Genomic DNA, 15,814 nt, shown 5'->3' with positions numbered 1-15,814 from the left:
CACCGCCCAGGCTATCGGGCCGGCCCGATCCCTATCGGCGAGCGGCGCGCCAGCGGTTGAAGGCGGTACCGGCACCCACACCGACGATGACGATGAGCGCCGCGAGGATGATCTGATGGCCCAGGGCCACCCGGTCCTCCGCCTCCGCGGCCGCCGGGCTCAGCGAGACCTCCTTGGCCTGCTCCGGCGCGCCCGCGTTCTGCGGTGCGGCGGCCTCCTGCGGCGAGGCGACCACCCCCGGCTCCACGGAGCGCGACGCCTTGGGCGTGGCGGAGGCCTTCGCCTTGGCCGGCTTGGTGGCGGCGACCGCCACGGGCCGGGCCTTGATCTGCAGGTCGGAGCAGGAGTAGTAGGTGTCCGGCGTGTTGGAGGTCTGCCACACCGTGTAGAGCACGTGCCGGCCGCTGCGGTCCTTCGGCAGCTTGGCGCTCATCCGGTAGGCGCCGCCCCGCAGCGGCGGGTCCTGCGCCGTCAGGATCGGCGACGCGCCGAGGTCGCCCCAGCCCAGCGGCTCGGTGGGGTCGTAGCCCTGCTTGGTCAGGTAGACCCGGAACGTGCCCTTGTGCGGGATCGTCCCCGCGTACGTGATGGGCAGCGTGTCGCCCGCGGTGACCTTGGTCGACGGCCAGTCCGTACGGGCGAGGTCCAGGCCCTTGTAGTCCGCCAGGCCGCCGCTGCACAGCTTCCCGTCCGGGATGGTCTGTTTGTCCTTGCCGTTCACGTTCGGCACCCGCACGTTCGAGAAGTTGCCGAACTCCCGGCCGTTCGCCGCGCGCGCCGTCTTGCAGACCGCCGAGCCGGTCCGTTCACCGCCGTCGGCGCAGGCCGCGCTGCGGCTGATCGGCGACGTCGGCGCGCCGTGCGCGAGTGCGGGCACCGCCGGGAGCACCGCGGCGGCCGCGGCGATCCCGCCGGCCAGTGCCAGGGCAGCGGTACGACGTACGACGGTCATGTGACCTCCTCGGCTCGTGGGCACGACGGCGCGAGGCCGGAGCGACCCCACGGCGAACAGTACGGAGATCAGCCCCCAGTCGTTCACTACGGTGGGTGGTCCGGCCCGAAAAGGCGCGGCGCTGTGATTGCATGGCCGAAGGCACACAACACAGGAGGAAACATGGAGAAGCCCGACGTCGGCCCCATCGAGGGCGCGCCGCCGGCCGATTTGGTCGTGGATGACCTCACCGTCGGTGACGGCGACGAGGCCAAGCCGGGGCACCGGGTCAGCGTCCACTACGTGGGGGTCGCGTTCTCCACGGGTAAGGAGTTCGACGCCTCGTACAACCGCGGCCAGCCGTTCGACTTCCTGCTGGGTGACGGCCAGGTCATCGGCGGATGGGACCAGGGGGTGGCCGGCATGCGCGTCGGCGGTCGCCGCAAGCTGACCATCCCCCCGCACCTCGGCTACGGCTCCCGTGGCGCCGCCGGCGCGATCAAGCCGAACGAGACCCTCATCTTTGTGGTGGATCTGATCGGCGTGCAGTAAGCCAGGGCCGGCAGGCCGTGCGGGCCGGGACGGGCGGTGCCTGTCCCGGCCCGTCGCTGTCGCTGGTGCCGGGCTCCGGTCGCGAGCACCGGGACGCGTCGAACGGCTCGCCGATCGGGGTCATCGGGCCGCCTTCAGGTCGGCACAGCCCGTCTCGTCCGGGAGCAGCGGCCGCAGGCGCAGCGAGTAGGCGTCGCCGCCGGAGGTCCACGGCGTGGCGGCGTTGGCGTCCTTCGCCGCGGCGAGCACGGCGTCGAGCTGCTTGCCGGTTGCGGCGACGCAGCCGAGGCCGACGGCCGGGTTCAGCGACTCGCCGGGCAGCGCCGGGCCGGGCCACACGACCGCCTTCGGCCGCTCGGGCAGCCCGTCGCCGGGCTCCACGTACGGCCGCACGATCGCGGCAAGGGTCTCCGGGCGGTACTGCTGCGGCGTGCCGCCGGCCGGCTGGCTGGTCAGCCTGTTCAGCTCCTCGGTGAAGGCCAGCAGCTTCTTGCGGGCCTGCTTCTGCGGCGCGGTGAGCATCGGGTCGTCGGCCTGCGCCTCGTTGAGTGCCTCCGCGGCGACCGTCTGCTCGCCGGCCACGGTCCGGACGGTGATCTCGGTGGTCGGCGCGTCCGCGACGCCGGGATGGCCGAAGTCGGCGCCCTCCTCGACCCCGGCGGCGACGGCCTTGTCGATGAGCGTGCCGAGCGCGTCGGGCGAGATGGTCACCACCTGGACGTTGGGCAGGGCAGGCCCGGGATAGACGGCCGGTACCGGGCCGTCGAAGATCACCCGGCCATCGGCATAGACGCTGATCTGAGGCATCCGGCCGGCGAGCATGTCCGGACCGACGAAGCCACCGGTTTGTTCCACCCTGAGCATCAGCGCGTCGTCGTCGCCGGGTACGGCGCTCGACCCGGGAGCGGTGGTGGACGACTGCGTCCCGGCGCCGGAGCCGGCCGACTGGGCACACCCGCTGAGCAGGAACAAGGACACGGCGGCAGCGGCCGTACACAGGCAACGAAGTCTCGTCATGGCGGTCAGACGTACCCCGGGACGGGCCGGTTCCTACCGCTTTCGGGGAAAAAACCGCCGCCGGGGCGGTGACCGGCCCCAGGGGGCGGGGCCGGTCACCTTTATCGGGGCGGAGTGGATGCTTGGCGGGCGCGGCTACTTGACCGAGCCCAGCGACAGGCCCTGCACGAGCTTGTCCTGCGCCGCGAAGCCGGCCACGAGAACGGGCAGCGAGACCACGAAGGCGGCCGCGCACAACTGGGCCAGGAACAGGCCCTGGCTGGTGACGAAGCTGGTCAGGAAGACCGGGGACGTCTCCGCGACGGTCGCGGTGAGCACGCGGGCGAAGAGCAGCTCGTTCCAGCTGAAGATGAAGCAGATCAGCGCGGTCGCCGCGAGGCCCGGCAGGACCACCGGTGCGATGACCGAGCGCAGCGTGCGGGCCAGGCTCGCGCCGTCCATCGAGGCGGCCTCGAGCATCTCGACCGGCACCTCGGACAGGAACGAGTGCATCATCCAGACCGCGATCGGCAGGTTCATCGAGGTGTAGAAGACGATCAGCAGCCAGATGTTGTCCAGCAGGCCGGCGTACTGCGCGAACAGGTACAGCGGCAGCAGGCCGGCGACGACCGGCAGCATCTTGGTGGACAGGAAGAAGAACAGCACGTCGGTCCACTTGCGCACCGGCTTGATGGACAGCGCGTACGCGGCGGGGAACGCCAGCAGCAGCACCAGGGCCGTCGAGAGGATGCTGGCGGTGAGCGAGTTGAGCAGCGGCGGCCACGGGCTGGCGGCGCCGGAGAAGAACTCGCGGTAGCCCTCCAGCGTGAGCGGGGCCAGGACGGCGGGCGGGTTGGTGGCGGCGTCCGCCTCGCTGTGGAACGAGGTCAGCACCATCCAGAGCACCGGCAGCACGAACAGGATGCCGACGACCCAGGCCAGCAGGCTGAGCCACGGCCCGCCGCGGTCCCGGCGCCGCGGCGCGGTCGGTGTCAGAGTGCTCATCGGCCCGAGTCCTCCCTGAACAGCGACGACACGGTCCGCAGCGCGAACGTCGCGATGATGATCGTGGCGATCACCACGACCACCGCGGCCGCCGAGGCCCGGCCGTAGTCGTGCGCCTGATAGAAGATCTGGTAGATCGTGTACGGCAGGTTCGCCGTGCCCAGGCCGCCGGATGTGATGGTGAAGACGGCGTCGAAGGTCTGCACGACATAGATCGAGCCGAGCAGCGCGCCGAGCTCGAGGTACCGGCGCAGGTGCGGCAGCGTCATGCTGCGGAAGATCTGCCAGGTGCCGGCCCCGTCGATGCGCGCCGCCTCGACCACGTCGAGCGGGCGGCTCTGCAGCCCGGCCAGCAGGATCAGCATCATGAACGGCGTCCACTGCCAGACCAGCGAGAAGATGATCGCCCACAGTGGCATGGTGCTGATCCAGTCCGGCTGCGGCGGGTTGTCGGACCCGAACACGCCCCAGATCCAGGTCAGTGCGCCGTTGAAGAGGCCGTACTCTGGGTTGTAGAGCGCGTGCTTCCAGAGCAGCGCCGCCGCGACCGGCACGACCAGGAACGGCGCGATCATCATGGTGCGGACCGCGCCGCGGCCCCGGAACTTGCGGTCCAGCAGCAGCGCGATGCCCAGCCCCAGGATCAGGCTGATCAGCACGACGCCGACGGTGAGCAGGATCGTCGTCGCCACCGCGTCGCGCATGTTGACGTCGGTGAAGACCCGCCGGAAGTTGTCGAAGCCGGCGAAGCCCCGCTCGTCGGGGTAGTAGGCGTTCCAGTCCATGAACGAGATGACCAGGGTCACCACGAACGGCAACTGGGTCACGATGATCATGAAGACGAGTGCGGGCAGCAGCGGCGCGCGGCGGGACCATCCGGCGGCACGGCGCGCCGCGCCGGGCGGTCGAGCAGGAGCGCTGCCGACCTGCCCCTCGCCGGCCTTCTCGGCTACGGATGTCATGTCAGCTACGCCTCCCTGTCATGTCGCCGTTGCGGCCTCAGCCGTTCTCGCGGGACCGATATCGTTCGGCGACGTCGTCGGCGAGGGGCTGGCCGCGTTCCAGTGCCTCGTCGACGGTCATCTGCCCGGCGATGGCCGAGCTGACGTACTGCGAGACCTGGGTGCCGAGGTCGGTGAACTCGGGGATGTCGACGAACTGGATGCCGATCGCCGGGCGCGGTTGCACGCCCGGGTTACGCGGGTCGGCGCTGGAGATGGCCTGCTCGGTCGGCGCGGCGAAGGCCGACGCTTCCTTGAGGTAGTCGGGGTTGTCGTAGGTCGAGGCGCGCTTGCCGGCGGGGACCCGGGACCAGCCGAGCTGGGCACCGACGAGCTCCTCGTACTCCCTGCCGGACGCCCAGGAGATGAACTTCCAGGCGTTGTCCTTCTTCTCGCTGGCCTGCTGGATGCTCCAGGACCAGGCGTAGAGCCACCCCGAGCTCGCGGTCTTCTCGACCGGCGCGGCGGCGTAGCCGATCTTGCCCTTGACCGGCGAGTCCGCGGCCTCGAGCGAGCCGGCGGCGCTCGTCGCGTCGTACCACATCGCGACGTTGCCCTGCATCAGGTTGTTCAGGCACTCGGTGAAGCCGGCCTGCGGTGCGCCGACCTCGCCGTGCGCGCGGACCAGGTCGACGTAGAACTGGGTGGCCTGCTTGAACTCGGGCGCGTCGACCTTCGCGTTCCAGTCGATGTCGAACCAGGTGCCGCCGAAGGTGTTCACCACCGTGGTCAGCGGCGCGAAGATCTGGCCCCAGCCGGGCTGGCCGCGCAGGCAGATCCCGGCCATGCCGGGCTGCTTGCCGTCGACCTGCGCGGCGATGGCGGCGACCTGCTGCCAGGTCGGCTTCGCGGGCATCTCGACGCCCTGCGCGTCGAGCACGTCCTTGCGGTACATCAGGAACGAGGACTCGCCGTAGAACGGCTCGCCGTAGAGCTTGCCGTCCTCGGCGGTCAGCGACTCCGTCATCGGCGGCAGGATGTCCGCCTGGTCGAACGCCGCGTCGGCCGCGACGTACGGATCCAGCGGGGCGATCCACTCGCTCTTCGCGTAGATCGGGATCTCGAAGTTGCTCAGCGAGGCGACGTCGTACTGGCCGGCCTGGCTGGAGAACTCCTGGCTGATCTTGTCACGGACGTCGTTCTCCGGCAGCACGGTGAAGTTGACCCGGATGCCGGTCCTCGCGGTGAAGTTGTCGGCCGTCAGCCGCTGGAGATCGATCATCTGCGGGTTGTTGACCATCAGCACGTCGATGCTGTTCGCGTCGTCGGACCCGCCGCCGCCTCCGCCCCAGCCCGCGCATCCGGTGAGCGCCGCCGCGAGCAGCGCCGCGGCCGCTCCCGAGGTGATCGCGCGGATGCGTGTCCGAGACATAGGGGCCTCCACGGCGAGGCGGAACGAACAGGACAACTGTGACGCCGGTTACACAACCGACCTCAGTAGATGCCTGTGATCGACACCCTGTCAACAACTCATCACACAATGTTGCATATGCGAATATCGACGTTGCCCGAACGGTCCTCAGGCGACCCGCGCGGACCGGCCCCGGACCGAGACCACGTCGCCGGGATGCAGCTGCCGGCCGCGCCGGGTGTCGACCTCGCCGTTGACCGTCACGTCGCCGATCGTGATCAGCACCTTCGCCTCACCCCCGGTGTCGATGAGGTCGGCAAGCTTCAGGAACTGTCCGAGTCTGATCATGTCGCTGTCGATCGGTACGTCACGCATGCCGACCATCATGCCGAACCCGCGTAAAAAAGGTTCCGAGCGGTTGAACCATCCGGGCCCGTGATCCGAACTAACCCTCGTGAGGCATCTCGTGAAGCACCGCCGGGCGGGCGTAGTGGCCGCCGCCGTCGCCGCGGGCGTGCTGTGTGCGGCGTCACCCGCCGCCGCCGACGTGACGGTCAGCCCGCCGACCGCGCCGCAGGGCGGCGGCGCCGACGTGACGTTCCAGGTGAAGAACACCGCGCAGAGCGCGATCACCCGGGTGAAGCTGCTGCTCCCCGCGGACCTGCCGGTCGCCGAGATCTACCCGCTCTCGGTGGACGACTGGGCGCCGCGGATCGTCAACAGACCCCTCGACAAGCCGATGCTCGGCCTGCACGGCAACAGCCAGGTCAGCGAGACCGCCGCGGAGATCACCTGGATCGCGATGCCCGGCAAGGCGCTCGCCCCGGGCAAATCCGCCGACCTGACGGTCGCCATGGGCCCGCTACCGACCTCGGCACAGATGACCTTCAAGGTCGAGGCGACGTACGCGGAGCCGGCCAAGGGCGCGGCCATACCGCCGGTGGTCCTCACGCTCACCCCGGCCGCCGCCGGGCAGCAGCCGGCCGGCCACGACGGCGGCCACTCCGGCACGGGCACCGACCAGCTCGACCCGGCCGTGGTCGCGGCCCTGCTCGAGGCCGATGACGGCCCGGGCTTCTGGACCGTCGCGGGCTGGGTCGTGGCCGCACTGGCCGTGGCCGCCGGCGCGATCGCGGTGCTGCGGTCCCGGCGCCGTGGCGCGACCGCCGGCGAGGAGCCCGGCGCGGCCGACGAGGACGAGGACAAGGAGCTCGTCGGCGCGGCGAAGGCGCCGCGGGTGACCGCCTGGAGCTACCAGGACGGTCCCGGCGACTGACAGACGTCCCGCGCAGGTGGGCGCGGGTGTGTCGTGCTGATGCGCGTGGGGCGCGGAACACGACCGGCGGGTGGGGTCAAGGGCAAGACCCACGACCTGCATAGAGCGGGGCGGGAAGGTTCGGCTTCCCGCTCCGCTCAGCTCTTCACACCGCGACCGTACGCGGGGTCTTGAGCGCGTCGATGATCTCGGCCAGGACCTGGGGCGAGTCCTCGTGCGGAACCTGGCAGGTCCCGGCCGCCAGGTGGCCGCCGCCGCCGTAGCGGAGCATGACCTCGCCGATGTCGACCGGCGACGAGCGGTCGAGGATCGACTTGCCGCACGCGAACACCGTGTTGATCCGCTGGCGGCCCCAGATGATGTGCACCGACACCCGGGCCTCGGGGTAGAGCGCGTACACCATGAAGCGGTTGCCCGCGTGGATCGTCTCCTCCTCGCGCAGGTCGACAACGACCACGTCGCCGTCGAGGTGACTCACCCGGCGCAGCTGCTCCACGAACATCGCCGAGCAGTCGTGGTACAGGTCCGAGCGCTCCTTGACGTCGCGCAGTTCGAGGATCTCCTCCACCGACTGCAGCTGGAGACAGGCGTCGATGAGCAGCATCATCAACTGGTAGTTCGAGATCCGGAACTCGCGGAAGCGGCCCAGGCCGGTGCGGCTGTCCATCAGGAAGTTGAGCAGCGTCCAGCCCTGCGGGTTGAGAATGTCGTCGAGGGAGTAGGCGGCGGAGTCGGCCTGGTCGACGGCGCGCATGAGCTCGTCCGAGATCTCCGGGAAGCGCTCCGCCCCGCCGTAGTAGTCGTAGATGACTCGCGCCGCCGAGGGCGCGTCCGGGTCGATGACGTGGTTCGAGCGGTCGCCCTGGTTACGCAGAGTCTCGGAGTGATGGTGGTCGAACACCATGTGCGCGCCGGGCGCGAAGGGCAGATTGGTCAGGATGTCACGGTCGGTGATGGCGATGGCGCCGTCCTGCACATCCTTGGGGTGCACGAAGGTGATGTCGTCGATCATGTCGAGCACACGCAGCAACACGGCGCAGACCAGACCGTCGAAGTCGCTGCGGGTCACGAGCCGGTACTTCACGAGCAATCTCCCTCTGCCGATTGGCACCTTACACCCCAGTTTGCCACTTTTGCAGCTAGGGGCCTGGCCGCATCGGCGTACACGTTTGATCCGGCGCCCCTCGCGCTGCGTAAAGTTCACACGGAAGCTCATGTACGCGGTCGGAGGAAGAAGACCTGACGATGGACAACGTTCCCCAGCTCGCACAGGACCGCAACGCCCCGCCCGCCACCCTGGTCATCTTCGGCGCGTCCGGTGACCTCACCCGCCGTAAGCTGCTGCCGGCCGTGGAGAGCCTCGCGCGGCACAACCGGCTGCCCGGCGAGTTCGCCCTCGTCGGCGTCGCCCGCACGCCGATGGAGGACCAGCAGTTCGCCGAGAGCGCGCTCGGCGGCCGCAGCCTGGCGGACAAGCGACAGCTCCAGGGCGGCATACGGTACGTGTCGGGCGGCTACGACAGCCCGGAAACCTACAAGCGCCTCTCCGAGGTGCTCGACGAACTGGACGCCACCCGCGGCACGTCCGGCAACCGGATCTACTACCTCTCCACCCCCGCCGAGGCCTTCGAGCCGGTCATCAAGGGCCTCGCCGGCGCCGGCCTGAACCACCCCCGGGAGGGCTCCTTCGCCCGGCTGGTGATCGAGAAGCCGTACGGCAACGACCTGCGGACGGCCAACGAGCTGGACAGCGTCGTGCACGCGGCCTTCGACGAGCCGCAGGTCTTCCGCATCGACCACTACCTGGGCAAGGACACCGTCCAGAACGTGCTCGCGCTGCGCTTCGCCAACGCGATCTTCCAGCCCATCTGGAACCGCTCCTGGGTCGACCACGTGCAGATCACCGTCGCCGAGACGCTCGGCGTCGGCACCCGGGGCGGCTTCTACGAGCACGCCGGCGCGATGCGCGACATCGTGCAGAACCACGTGCTCCAGGTCCTCGCGCTGGCCCTGATGGAGCCGCCGGCGTCGTTCGACGCGGAGGGGCTGCGCAACGAGAAGGTCAAGCTGCTCCAGGCGATCCGGCTGCCCACCGACCGCGACATCGCCGACCTGGCGGTCCGCGGCCAGTACACCCGGGGCGGCACCCGCGAGGACCTGATGGCCGGCTACCGCGAGGAGGCCGGCGTCGACCCGCTGTCGCGCACCGAGACGTACGCGGCGATGCGGCTCAACGTCGACAACTGGCGCTGGGCCGGTGTGCCGTTCTACGTGCGTACCGGAAAGCGGCTGCCCGCCCGGGTGACCGAGGTCGCGCTCCAGTTCCAGCGGCCACCGCACCTGCCGATCCCGACCAACCAGCTCACCGAGCTGGACGCCGACGCGCTGATCCTGCGGATCCAGCCGAACGAGGGCATCTCGCTGCGCTTCGGCGCGAAGGTACCCGGCCACTCGTTCCGGGTGCGCACGGCGAGCATGGACTTCTCGTACGAGCAGACGTTCCGCGAGGAGTCGCCGGAGGCGTACGAGCGGCTGCTGCTCGACGCGCTGCTCGGCGACCCCACGCTGTTCATCCGTACCGACGAGGTCGAGCAGTGCTGGCGGATCGTCGATCCGATCATCGAGCACTGGAAGAACGACAATTCGCCGATCCCCACCTACGAGGCGGCCTCCTGGGGGCCGACCGACGCCGACCGGCTCATCGGCCGCAGCGGCCGGAAGTGGCGCAACGCGATCTGAGCGGCCGGCACCATTACGCCGATCGGGCCTTCAGCACGTCGAGGGCCCGGTCGGCGTGCTCGTTCATGTTCCGCTCGCTGTGCACGACCTCCAGCACCGTCCGGTCGGTGTCGATCACGAAGGTCATCCGCCGGATGCTCAGCGGGCCGAGCGGCAGCTTGCGCTTCACGCCGTACGCCTCGGCCACCGTGCTCTCCGTGTCGGACAGCAGCGGGTAGTCGAAGCCGTGCAGGTCGGCGAACTTCTTCTGCTTGCCGACGGCGTCGCGGCTGATCCCGATCCGCTGCGCGCCGGCCGCCGCGTACTCCGCGGCCAGGTCCCGGAAATTGCAGGCCTCGGCGGTGCAGCCGCTGGTCATGGCGGCGGGGTAGAAGAACAGGACCACCGGGCCGTCGGCGAGCAGCGTGCTCAGCCGCCGCGGGATGCCGTCCTGGTCGGACAGCTCGAAGTCGGGGGCCATATCACCCTTGTCGATGCTCATTTGATCAACGTACCGCTCCTCGCCCCGGGCCGGTCCGGCGGTCTTGTCGTCGCCAGCGCAACCAGACAAGATCGACGGAACAGGCCTTAGGGTGGAGACACCCACCGATACTCCCCCGGATCCCCCGGCTGACCCCCTGCCCCCGAGGAAAGCGACGCCGCCATGCAGGTCTCGGTCGCCCACCACCCACCCAACACGGCCGTTCTGACGTTGCGCGGCTCCCTCGACATCGACACCGCGCCATCGCTGAAGGCCAACCTCGGCCGGCTCGTCGAGCGCCCGTCCCCCCGCCTCGTCGTCGACCTCTCGGGGCTCGACTTCTGCGACTCGATGGGCATCGGCGTCCTGGTCACGGCGCACGGCCGGGCCACCGAACGCGGCGGCTGGGTCCGGCTCGCGGCACCCTCGGGATTCCTGCGCCGGCTGCTCGACACCCTCGGGCTCACCGACTACATGTCGCTGCACGCCGACGTCGCGACCGCGCTCAAGGAATGAGCGGGGGCGCCCCGGATCTCCGGGACGCCCCCATTTCCTGCCGAAACGTCAGCTGGTGACGCCGAAGACGATCCGGCCCAGCGTGTCCTCCGTGCCGACGAAGCCCTCGGCCGGGCTGAACGGGCTGTCGCCGAAGTCGACATCGACGTCGTCCGCGGTGCCGCCGACGCCGTCCGGGCCGACGCCGAAGAGCACGTCGAAGTTGGCGCCGCCCGAGTCCATCACGTTGGGCGTCGCGTCGGAGTTGTCGGTGTGGAAGTCGCCGAAGAAGTGGCCCGCCTCGTGCGCGGTCACGTTGCCGACGGCCTGGCCGACGAAGGCGATCCGGTCGCTCTCCGCGGTCAGATAGGTGTTCAGCGACGCCGGGCCGCCGGCCGGGTCACTGAGCACGTCCTGCAACACCAGGGCGGTCTCCTCGGTCTCGAAGTTGCCCGGGTCGATGCTCTGCGCGATGCCGATCGTGCTGACGCCGGACTCGTCGATCGTGCCGCCGATGACGACGCGGCTGACGTTCTTCTGGCCCCACGGATCCGCGTGGTCCTTGCTGTTGAGGATCTTCAGCTTGAACCGGTTGTTGAGACCGCTGTCGAGCAGGTCCTGCTTGATGTTCTCGGTGACGCTCGCGACCACCGCGTCGATCACCTCGTCCTCCTGCACGCTGGGGATGCCCCACAGCGCGAGGAACGCCGAGAACGGGCTGAGCTGCACGTTGCCCGTTCCGCCGAAGACACCCGTGTTGACCCGGGCGCCGTCGAAGTCCAGGTACAGCGTCTGCACCGGCTTCGCGCCCTGCAGGACCGGGCGGTACGCCTCGACGGTGATGTCGTAGGAGCCGCTGCCCTGCGCGACGGCGACGTAGTGCCAGCCGGCCTTTGTCGCCACGTAGTCGGTGACCGCGTTGCCGCCGCCGGGCAGCAGCGAGTCCATCGGGTAGATGAAGCTGGCGTCCTGGTCGGAGCCGTGCACCTCGCGCGGGACCGTGTCGTAGACCGTCAGGTACGCCGGGGAGCCCTTCACCGAGGCGCCGAGCACGTCGCCGGCCTTGAGCTTGACCGCGAAGAAGTCGGTGTCGTCCGAGGCCTCCGTGATGGTGACCGTGTACGGGCCCTCGCTCGCGCCGCCGTCGCCGCTGGCCGGGTCGAACGGGTCGGCGGGCAGGCCGCTGTATGCCGCGACGATCACGTAGAAGGTGCCGGTGGCCGGGACCTTGTACTGCATCAGGCTGTCGAAGCCGCCGCCCGAGTCGTCGTTGGAGGCGACGATCGTGCCGTCCGGGGTGTAGAGCGCGACCAGGGTGTCCAGGGCGCCGGTCGGCGTGGCGGTCTGCACCTTCACGACCTGGCCGGCGGTGGCCTGAAGCTTGTAGAAGTCGAAGTCGTTGGTGCCGCCGGCGGCCGAGCCGTGCGGCCCGTCACCGATCACGGCGTTGGTGACGATCCCGGACCGGACCGTGCCGATGCCGGTGTCGCCGGCGAGGGTGATGGACCCGTCGTCCTCCGGGTTCGGCGGCCGGGCGACCGTGGTGACCGTCTCGGGGTCGAGCTGGCCCAGGACGCGGATCGCGGCGTTCTGCGCGGCTCCGGTGCCGAAGTTCTTGATCAGCTGGGCGGACGCGGGATTGTCGTTGGAGCCCCGGGTGCCGTCCGGCTCGTTCTCGTCGACGACCACCGCGGCCGCGGCGGCCTTGGCTGCCGCGGCGGGCGTGCCGGCGAGGGCCTTCAGGCGGGCGGCGGCCTTCGCCGACGCCTGCTTCTTCAGGTACGTCGCCCAGCCGCTGTAGTCGGCCTTCGACGCGTCGGGCAGCAGGGACAGGAACGGGTTCGGGCCGGCCGGTTTGGCGCCCGGTGCGGCCTTGGCGGCCACCGGCAGTCCGGCGTCGACGGATGCCTTGTCGGCGGGGCTCAGCCCCGGGTCGGTCGGTTTTGGAGCGGCCGGCGCCGCGCCCGCGGTGAGCGCAACGAGTCCGAGCACGACGGCTCCGACGGTCGCGATGCTTCGTCGCATCAGTGATCCCCCTTCAGCGCGTCCGGGCCCCCCGCCGCGGACGGCACTGGGGACGCTACTGAAGATGTCGATCAATATCTAGGGTTGTCAATGAGCCGTAAAAGGTGTTAGGAACGCCCGCATTCCCGCCCGTTCCAAATGGTGGAATGTATATCGAGAATGCTCGATATCATTTCCCGAATAGCGACGGTACGGCGGCAATGTTCGTAATCCACGAAATCTGCGGGCGCGGTCCGCCGCCGCCTCCGGGTGGACGGGAGGCGGACCGCTCGCCCGGTGGCTACAGCGCGCCGCGTACCCGCGCGAGCGCCGCGACCGCCGCACCGCGGGCGCCGGCCATGTCGAGGTCGGGCACCAGCGCGAACGTCGCCGCGGCCTGCTGCTCGGCGCGGAGCTGGGTGTGCTCGCGGACCGTGTTCAGGAACCACTGGCGGAAGTGCGGTGCCGCCTCGACCACGCCGCCGCCGAGGAAGTACGCGGCGGGGTCGGTGAAGTTCGCCGCGATGGTGAACAGCTTGCCGATCGCCCGCGCCTGCTGGCCGAAGACCGCGAGCGCGAGCGGGTCCTCCCGTTCCCCGTACCCGCGCAGCAGCTTGGCCGCCTTCTTGATCGACTCATTTGCGAGGGGGTGGTCGGGGAACCGCTTCAGCCAGTACGGCAGCAGGTTGTTGGTGATGCCGGTCAGCGACGCGATGCTCTCCACGTCGCCCTCGAAGCCGCAGTTGCACCGCGGCACCGGCTGGTCGGCCTCCAGCACGCCGTGCAGCGGGATCTGCACGTGGCCCAGCTCGCCCGCCATGCCGACGGCGCCGCCGATGACCTTGCCGTCCTCCACCACGCCGCCGCCGAGGCCGGTGCCCACGATCGCCGCGACCGACGAGCGCTGCGGCGCCTCGGCGCCGAAGTGCCGGTGGTGCGCGTAGAGCGCCGCGGCGTTGGCGTCGTTGTTGTAGATCACCGGCAGGCCGATGCGCGCCTCGAGGGCGCCGCGGATGTCGAAGCCGTGCCAGGAGAGCTGGGAGAAGTTCGTCGAGCCCTTCGAGGAGATCACCCCGTCGGCGCTGGCCGGGCCCGGCGTGTCCAGCCCGACGGCGCGCACCAGCGTCATCGGGGTGCTGGTCATGGAGAGGATGCCGTGGAACGCCTCGGCGAGCTGTTCGACCGCGGCCTGCGGGCCGTCGGTCACCAGACTGGGGCTCTCCACCATCTGATCGACGAGATACTGGCCCGTCGCGTCCAGCACGGTCGCATTGTTACAGGTGCCGCCGTTGTCGAGGCCAACAACTACCCAGGACGCCGGGGTCCGCACCACATCGATCTGATCCACAGGGCTGAGCGTACGTCCGGACCCGCCGGTAGGCGACGGGTGCACGCCGATTGCGGGCAGGTTGCCGGCGGCCGAACGGACGCTTGACGGCGGGAAACGCGCCGAAGTGCCCTGTATGACGAAGCCGGAAACCACCCGCCGCGCCGTTCTCGGTGGTGCCGTCGCGGTGGCCGCGACCACCGCCGGTGGCCTGCTCCTCGACGCCGCGCCGGCCGCGGCCGCCGCCGCGACCCCGGCGCCGGCCGGCCTCGTGTCCACCGACCCGCTCGCGCACCTGCTGCGCCGGGCGACCTTCGGCCCGACCCCGGCGGCCCTCGCCGAGATCACCAAGCTCGGCGCGGCCGGCTGGCTGGACCGCCAGCTCGCCCCCGCCAAGATCGACGATGCCGCGCTGGACGCGCTGCTGACCCGCCTGCCGCTGGCCGGCGCCGGCATCGCGACCGTCCGGGCCAAGCTGCCCCTGCACTCGTACGACGGATTCGGTCAGCTGGGCCGCGCCGCGGTCGCCCGGGCGATCTGGAGCAACCGGCAGCTGTTCGAGACGACCGCCGCGTTCTGGGCCAACCACCTGCACGTCGCCGCGCCGTCCAGCGACGTGTGGGACAGCCGCACCGACTACGACGCCTCGGTGATCCGTAAGCACGCCTTCGGCCGCTTCGCCGACCTGCTCAAGGCCGCCGCCCGGCACCCGGCGATGCTCACGTACCTGGACAACCGGTCGTCGACCAAGGTCCTGCCGAACGAGAACTACGCCCGCGAGCTGATGGAGCTGCACACCGTCGGCATGAAGTACAGCGAGGCGGACGTGCAGGCGGCGGCGAAGCTGCTCACCGGGCTGACCGTCGGCAAGGACGGCACCTACACGTACGCGGCGGACAAGCACGCCACCGGCGCCGTGCGGATCCTCGGCTTCAGCCACGCGAACGCCACCGCCGCGGGCGGTGAGGCGGCCGTGCTGGCGTTCCTCGACTACCTGGCCCGGCACCAGGCGACCGCCGAGCGCCTCGCCACCAAGCTGTGCGTCCGTTTCGTCGCCGACGAGGCGCCGCCGGCGCTCGTCACCAAGCTGGCGAAGGTGTACCTGGACAACGACACGGCGATCGTGCCGGTGCTGCGTGCCCTGTTCACCTCGCCGGAGTTCGCCGCCTCGATCGGGCAGAAGGTGCGCACGCCGTTCGAGGACCTGGCCGCGACGGTCCGGGCGCTCGGCCTCGGCCCCGAGGCCGAGGGCGTCAAGGCGCTCGACGCGCTCTACAACAGCCTGGTCAACGCGGGGAACGCGCCGTTCCGCTGGAGCCCGCCGAACGGCTTCCCCGACGTCGCGGCCGCGTGGGCCTCGCCGTCCGGTTTCGTCCTGCGCTGCAACAGCCACCTGAACCTCGCGGCCGGCTGGTACCCCAAGCAGCTCACCCGCCCCGCCGACCTGCTCAAGGCGCTGGTGCCGAGCCTGCCCGCGACCTACGGCGCCCTGGTGGACGCCCTGGCCAAGCGCCTGATCGGCACCTCGCTGCCCGCCGACCACGTCGCCGCCGTGCTCAGCGTTGCCGGAAAGTTGCCGACGAGTCCTTTGACCGGCAACGACAAGTCGGTGGCCGGGAGCCTGCCGTATCTGGTCGCCCTCGTGCTCGATTCGCCCTCTTTCCAGGTGAGGTGAAG

At 70.3% G+C, this 15,814-nt stretch carries 15 protein-coding genes; 5 read left to right on the top strand and 10 right to left on the bottom strand.

The genetic code is table 11. The annotated features are described in order from the left end of the window. Positions 1-31: 31 nt before the first annotated feature. Positions 32-952, bottom strand: a complete 921-nt coding sequence (locus BJ971_RS15135; RefSeq protein ID WP_184993598.1) for a lytic polysaccharide monooxygenase — start codon at positions 950-952, stop codon at positions 32-34. Between the two features lie 162 nt (positions 953-1,114). Between BJ971_RS15135 and BJ971_RS15130 the strand changes: the two genes are divergently transcribed. After that, the gene (locus BJ971_RS15130; RefSeq protein WP_184993596.1) at positions 1,115-1,483 is read left to right on the top strand and encodes an FKBP-type peptidyl-prolyl cis-trans isomerase; all 369 of its coding nucleotides are present in this window, start codon (positions 1,115-1,117) and stop codon (positions 1,481-1,483) included. A 120-nt stretch (positions 1,484-1,603) separates the two neighbouring features. On the opposite strand, the gene BJ971_RS15125 is transcribed toward BJ971_RS15130, so the two are convergent. The 5 genes from BJ971_RS15125 to BJ971_RS15105 form a co-directional block, all read right to left on the bottom strand. Next, on the bottom strand, positions 1,604-2,461 hold the full coding sequence (locus BJ971_RS15125) for a hypothetical protein (protein ID WP_239087285.1): 858 nt from the start codon (positions 2,459-2,461) through the stop codon (positions 1,604-1,606). Positions 2,462-2,635: 174 nt separating this feature from the next. Beyond that, a complete protein-coding gene (locus BJ971_RS15120) occupies positions 2,636-3,484 on the bottom strand; it encodes a carbohydrate ABC transporter permease (protein WP_184993592.1) in 849 nt (282 codons plus the stop codon). Further along, positions 3,481-4,446: a carbohydrate ABC transporter permease gene (locus BJ971_RS15115; protein ID WP_184993590.1), complete on the bottom strand. Its 966-nt coding sequence runs from the start codon at positions 4,444-4,446 to the stop codon at positions 3,481-3,483. Before BJ971_RS15115 ends, BJ971_RS15120 begins: the two co-directional genes overlap by 4 nt. Before the next feature lie 37 nt (positions 4,447-4,483). Then, complete coding sequence (locus tag BJ971_RS15110) at positions 4,484-5,857, bottom strand: ABC transporter substrate-binding protein (RefSeq protein ID WP_184993588.1); 1,374 nt, start codon at positions 5,855-5,857, stop codon at positions 4,484-4,486. Positions 5,858-6,004: 147 nt separating this feature from the next. After that, on the bottom strand, positions 6,005-6,211 hold the full coding sequence (locus BJ971_RS15105; protein WP_184993586.1) for an RNA-binding S4 domain-containing protein: 207 nt from the start codon (positions 6,209-6,211) through the stop codon (positions 6,005-6,007). A 79-nt stretch (positions 6,212-6,290) separates the two neighbouring features. Here BJ971_RS15105 and BJ971_RS15100 point away from each other — a divergent pair, with 79 nt between their 5' ends. Next, positions 6,291-7,112: a DUF1775 domain-containing protein gene (locus tag BJ971_RS15100; protein ID WP_184993584.1), complete on the top strand. Its 822-nt coding sequence runs from the start codon at positions 6,291-6,293 to the stop codon at positions 7,110-7,112. A gap of 145 nt (positions 7,113-7,257) precedes the next feature. Here the strand turns inward: BJ971_RS15100 and BJ971_RS15095 are convergent, their stop codons facing one another. Beyond that, entirely contained in the window at positions 7,258-8,196 is a 939-nt protein-coding gene (locus BJ971_RS15095; protein WP_184993582.1) for a DHH family phosphoesterase, read from the bottom strand. A 161-nt stretch (positions 8,197-8,357) separates the two neighbouring features. Here BJ971_RS15095 and zwf point away from each other — a divergent pair, with 161 nt between their 5' ends. Then, the gene (gene zwf / locus BJ971_RS15090) at positions 8,358-9,851 is read left to right on the top strand and encodes a glucose-6-phosphate dehydrogenase (protein WP_184993580.1); all 1,494 of its coding nucleotides are present in this window, start codon (positions 8,358-8,360) and stop codon (positions 9,849-9,851) included. Positions 9,852-9,864: 13 nt separating this feature from the next. Here zwf and BJ971_RS15085 read toward each other — a convergent pair whose 3' ends face one another. Beyond that, positions 9,865-10,332: a peroxiredoxin gene (locus BJ971_RS15085; RefSeq protein ID WP_184993578.1), complete on the bottom strand. Its 468-nt coding sequence runs from the start codon at positions 10,330-10,332 to the stop codon at positions 9,865-9,867. Positions 10,333-10,494: 162 nt separating this feature from the next. Here BJ971_RS15085 and BJ971_RS15080 point away from each other — a divergent pair, with 162 nt between their 5' ends. Next, positions 10,495-10,827, top strand: a complete 333-nt coding sequence (locus BJ971_RS15080) for an STAS domain-containing protein (RefSeq protein ID WP_184993576.1) — start codon at positions 10,495-10,497, stop codon at positions 10,825-10,827. Between the two features lie 48 nt (positions 10,828-10,875). Here BJ971_RS15080 and BJ971_RS15075 read toward each other — a convergent pair whose 3' ends face one another. Further along, complete coding sequence (locus BJ971_RS15075; protein ID WP_184993575.1) at positions 10,876-12,831, bottom strand: PPC domain-containing protein; 1,956 nt, start codon at positions 12,829-12,831, stop codon at positions 10,876-10,878. A 280-nt stretch (positions 12,832-13,111) separates the two neighbouring features. After that, positions 13,112-14,158, bottom strand: a complete 1,047-nt coding sequence (locus tag BJ971_RS15070) for an ROK family protein (protein WP_184993573.1) — start codon at positions 14,156-14,158, stop codon at positions 13,112-13,114. Between the two features lie 115 nt (positions 14,159-14,273). On the opposite strand from BJ971_RS15070, the gene BJ971_RS15065 reads away from it, so the two are divergent. After that, entirely contained in the window at positions 14,274-15,812 is a 1,539-nt protein-coding gene (locus BJ971_RS15065) for a DUF1800 domain-containing protein (protein WP_184993571.1), read from the top strand. Positions 15,813-15,814: the final 2 nt, after the last annotated feature.

The organism is Amorphoplanes digitatis, from assembly GCF_014205335.1.
GTDB lineage: Bacteria > Actinomycetota > Actinomycetes > Mycobacteriales > Micromonosporaceae > Actinoplanes > Actinoplanes digitatus.
Note: the sequence above shows the minus strand (reverse complement) of the source record. Positions and strands in the feature narration are given on the sequence as shown.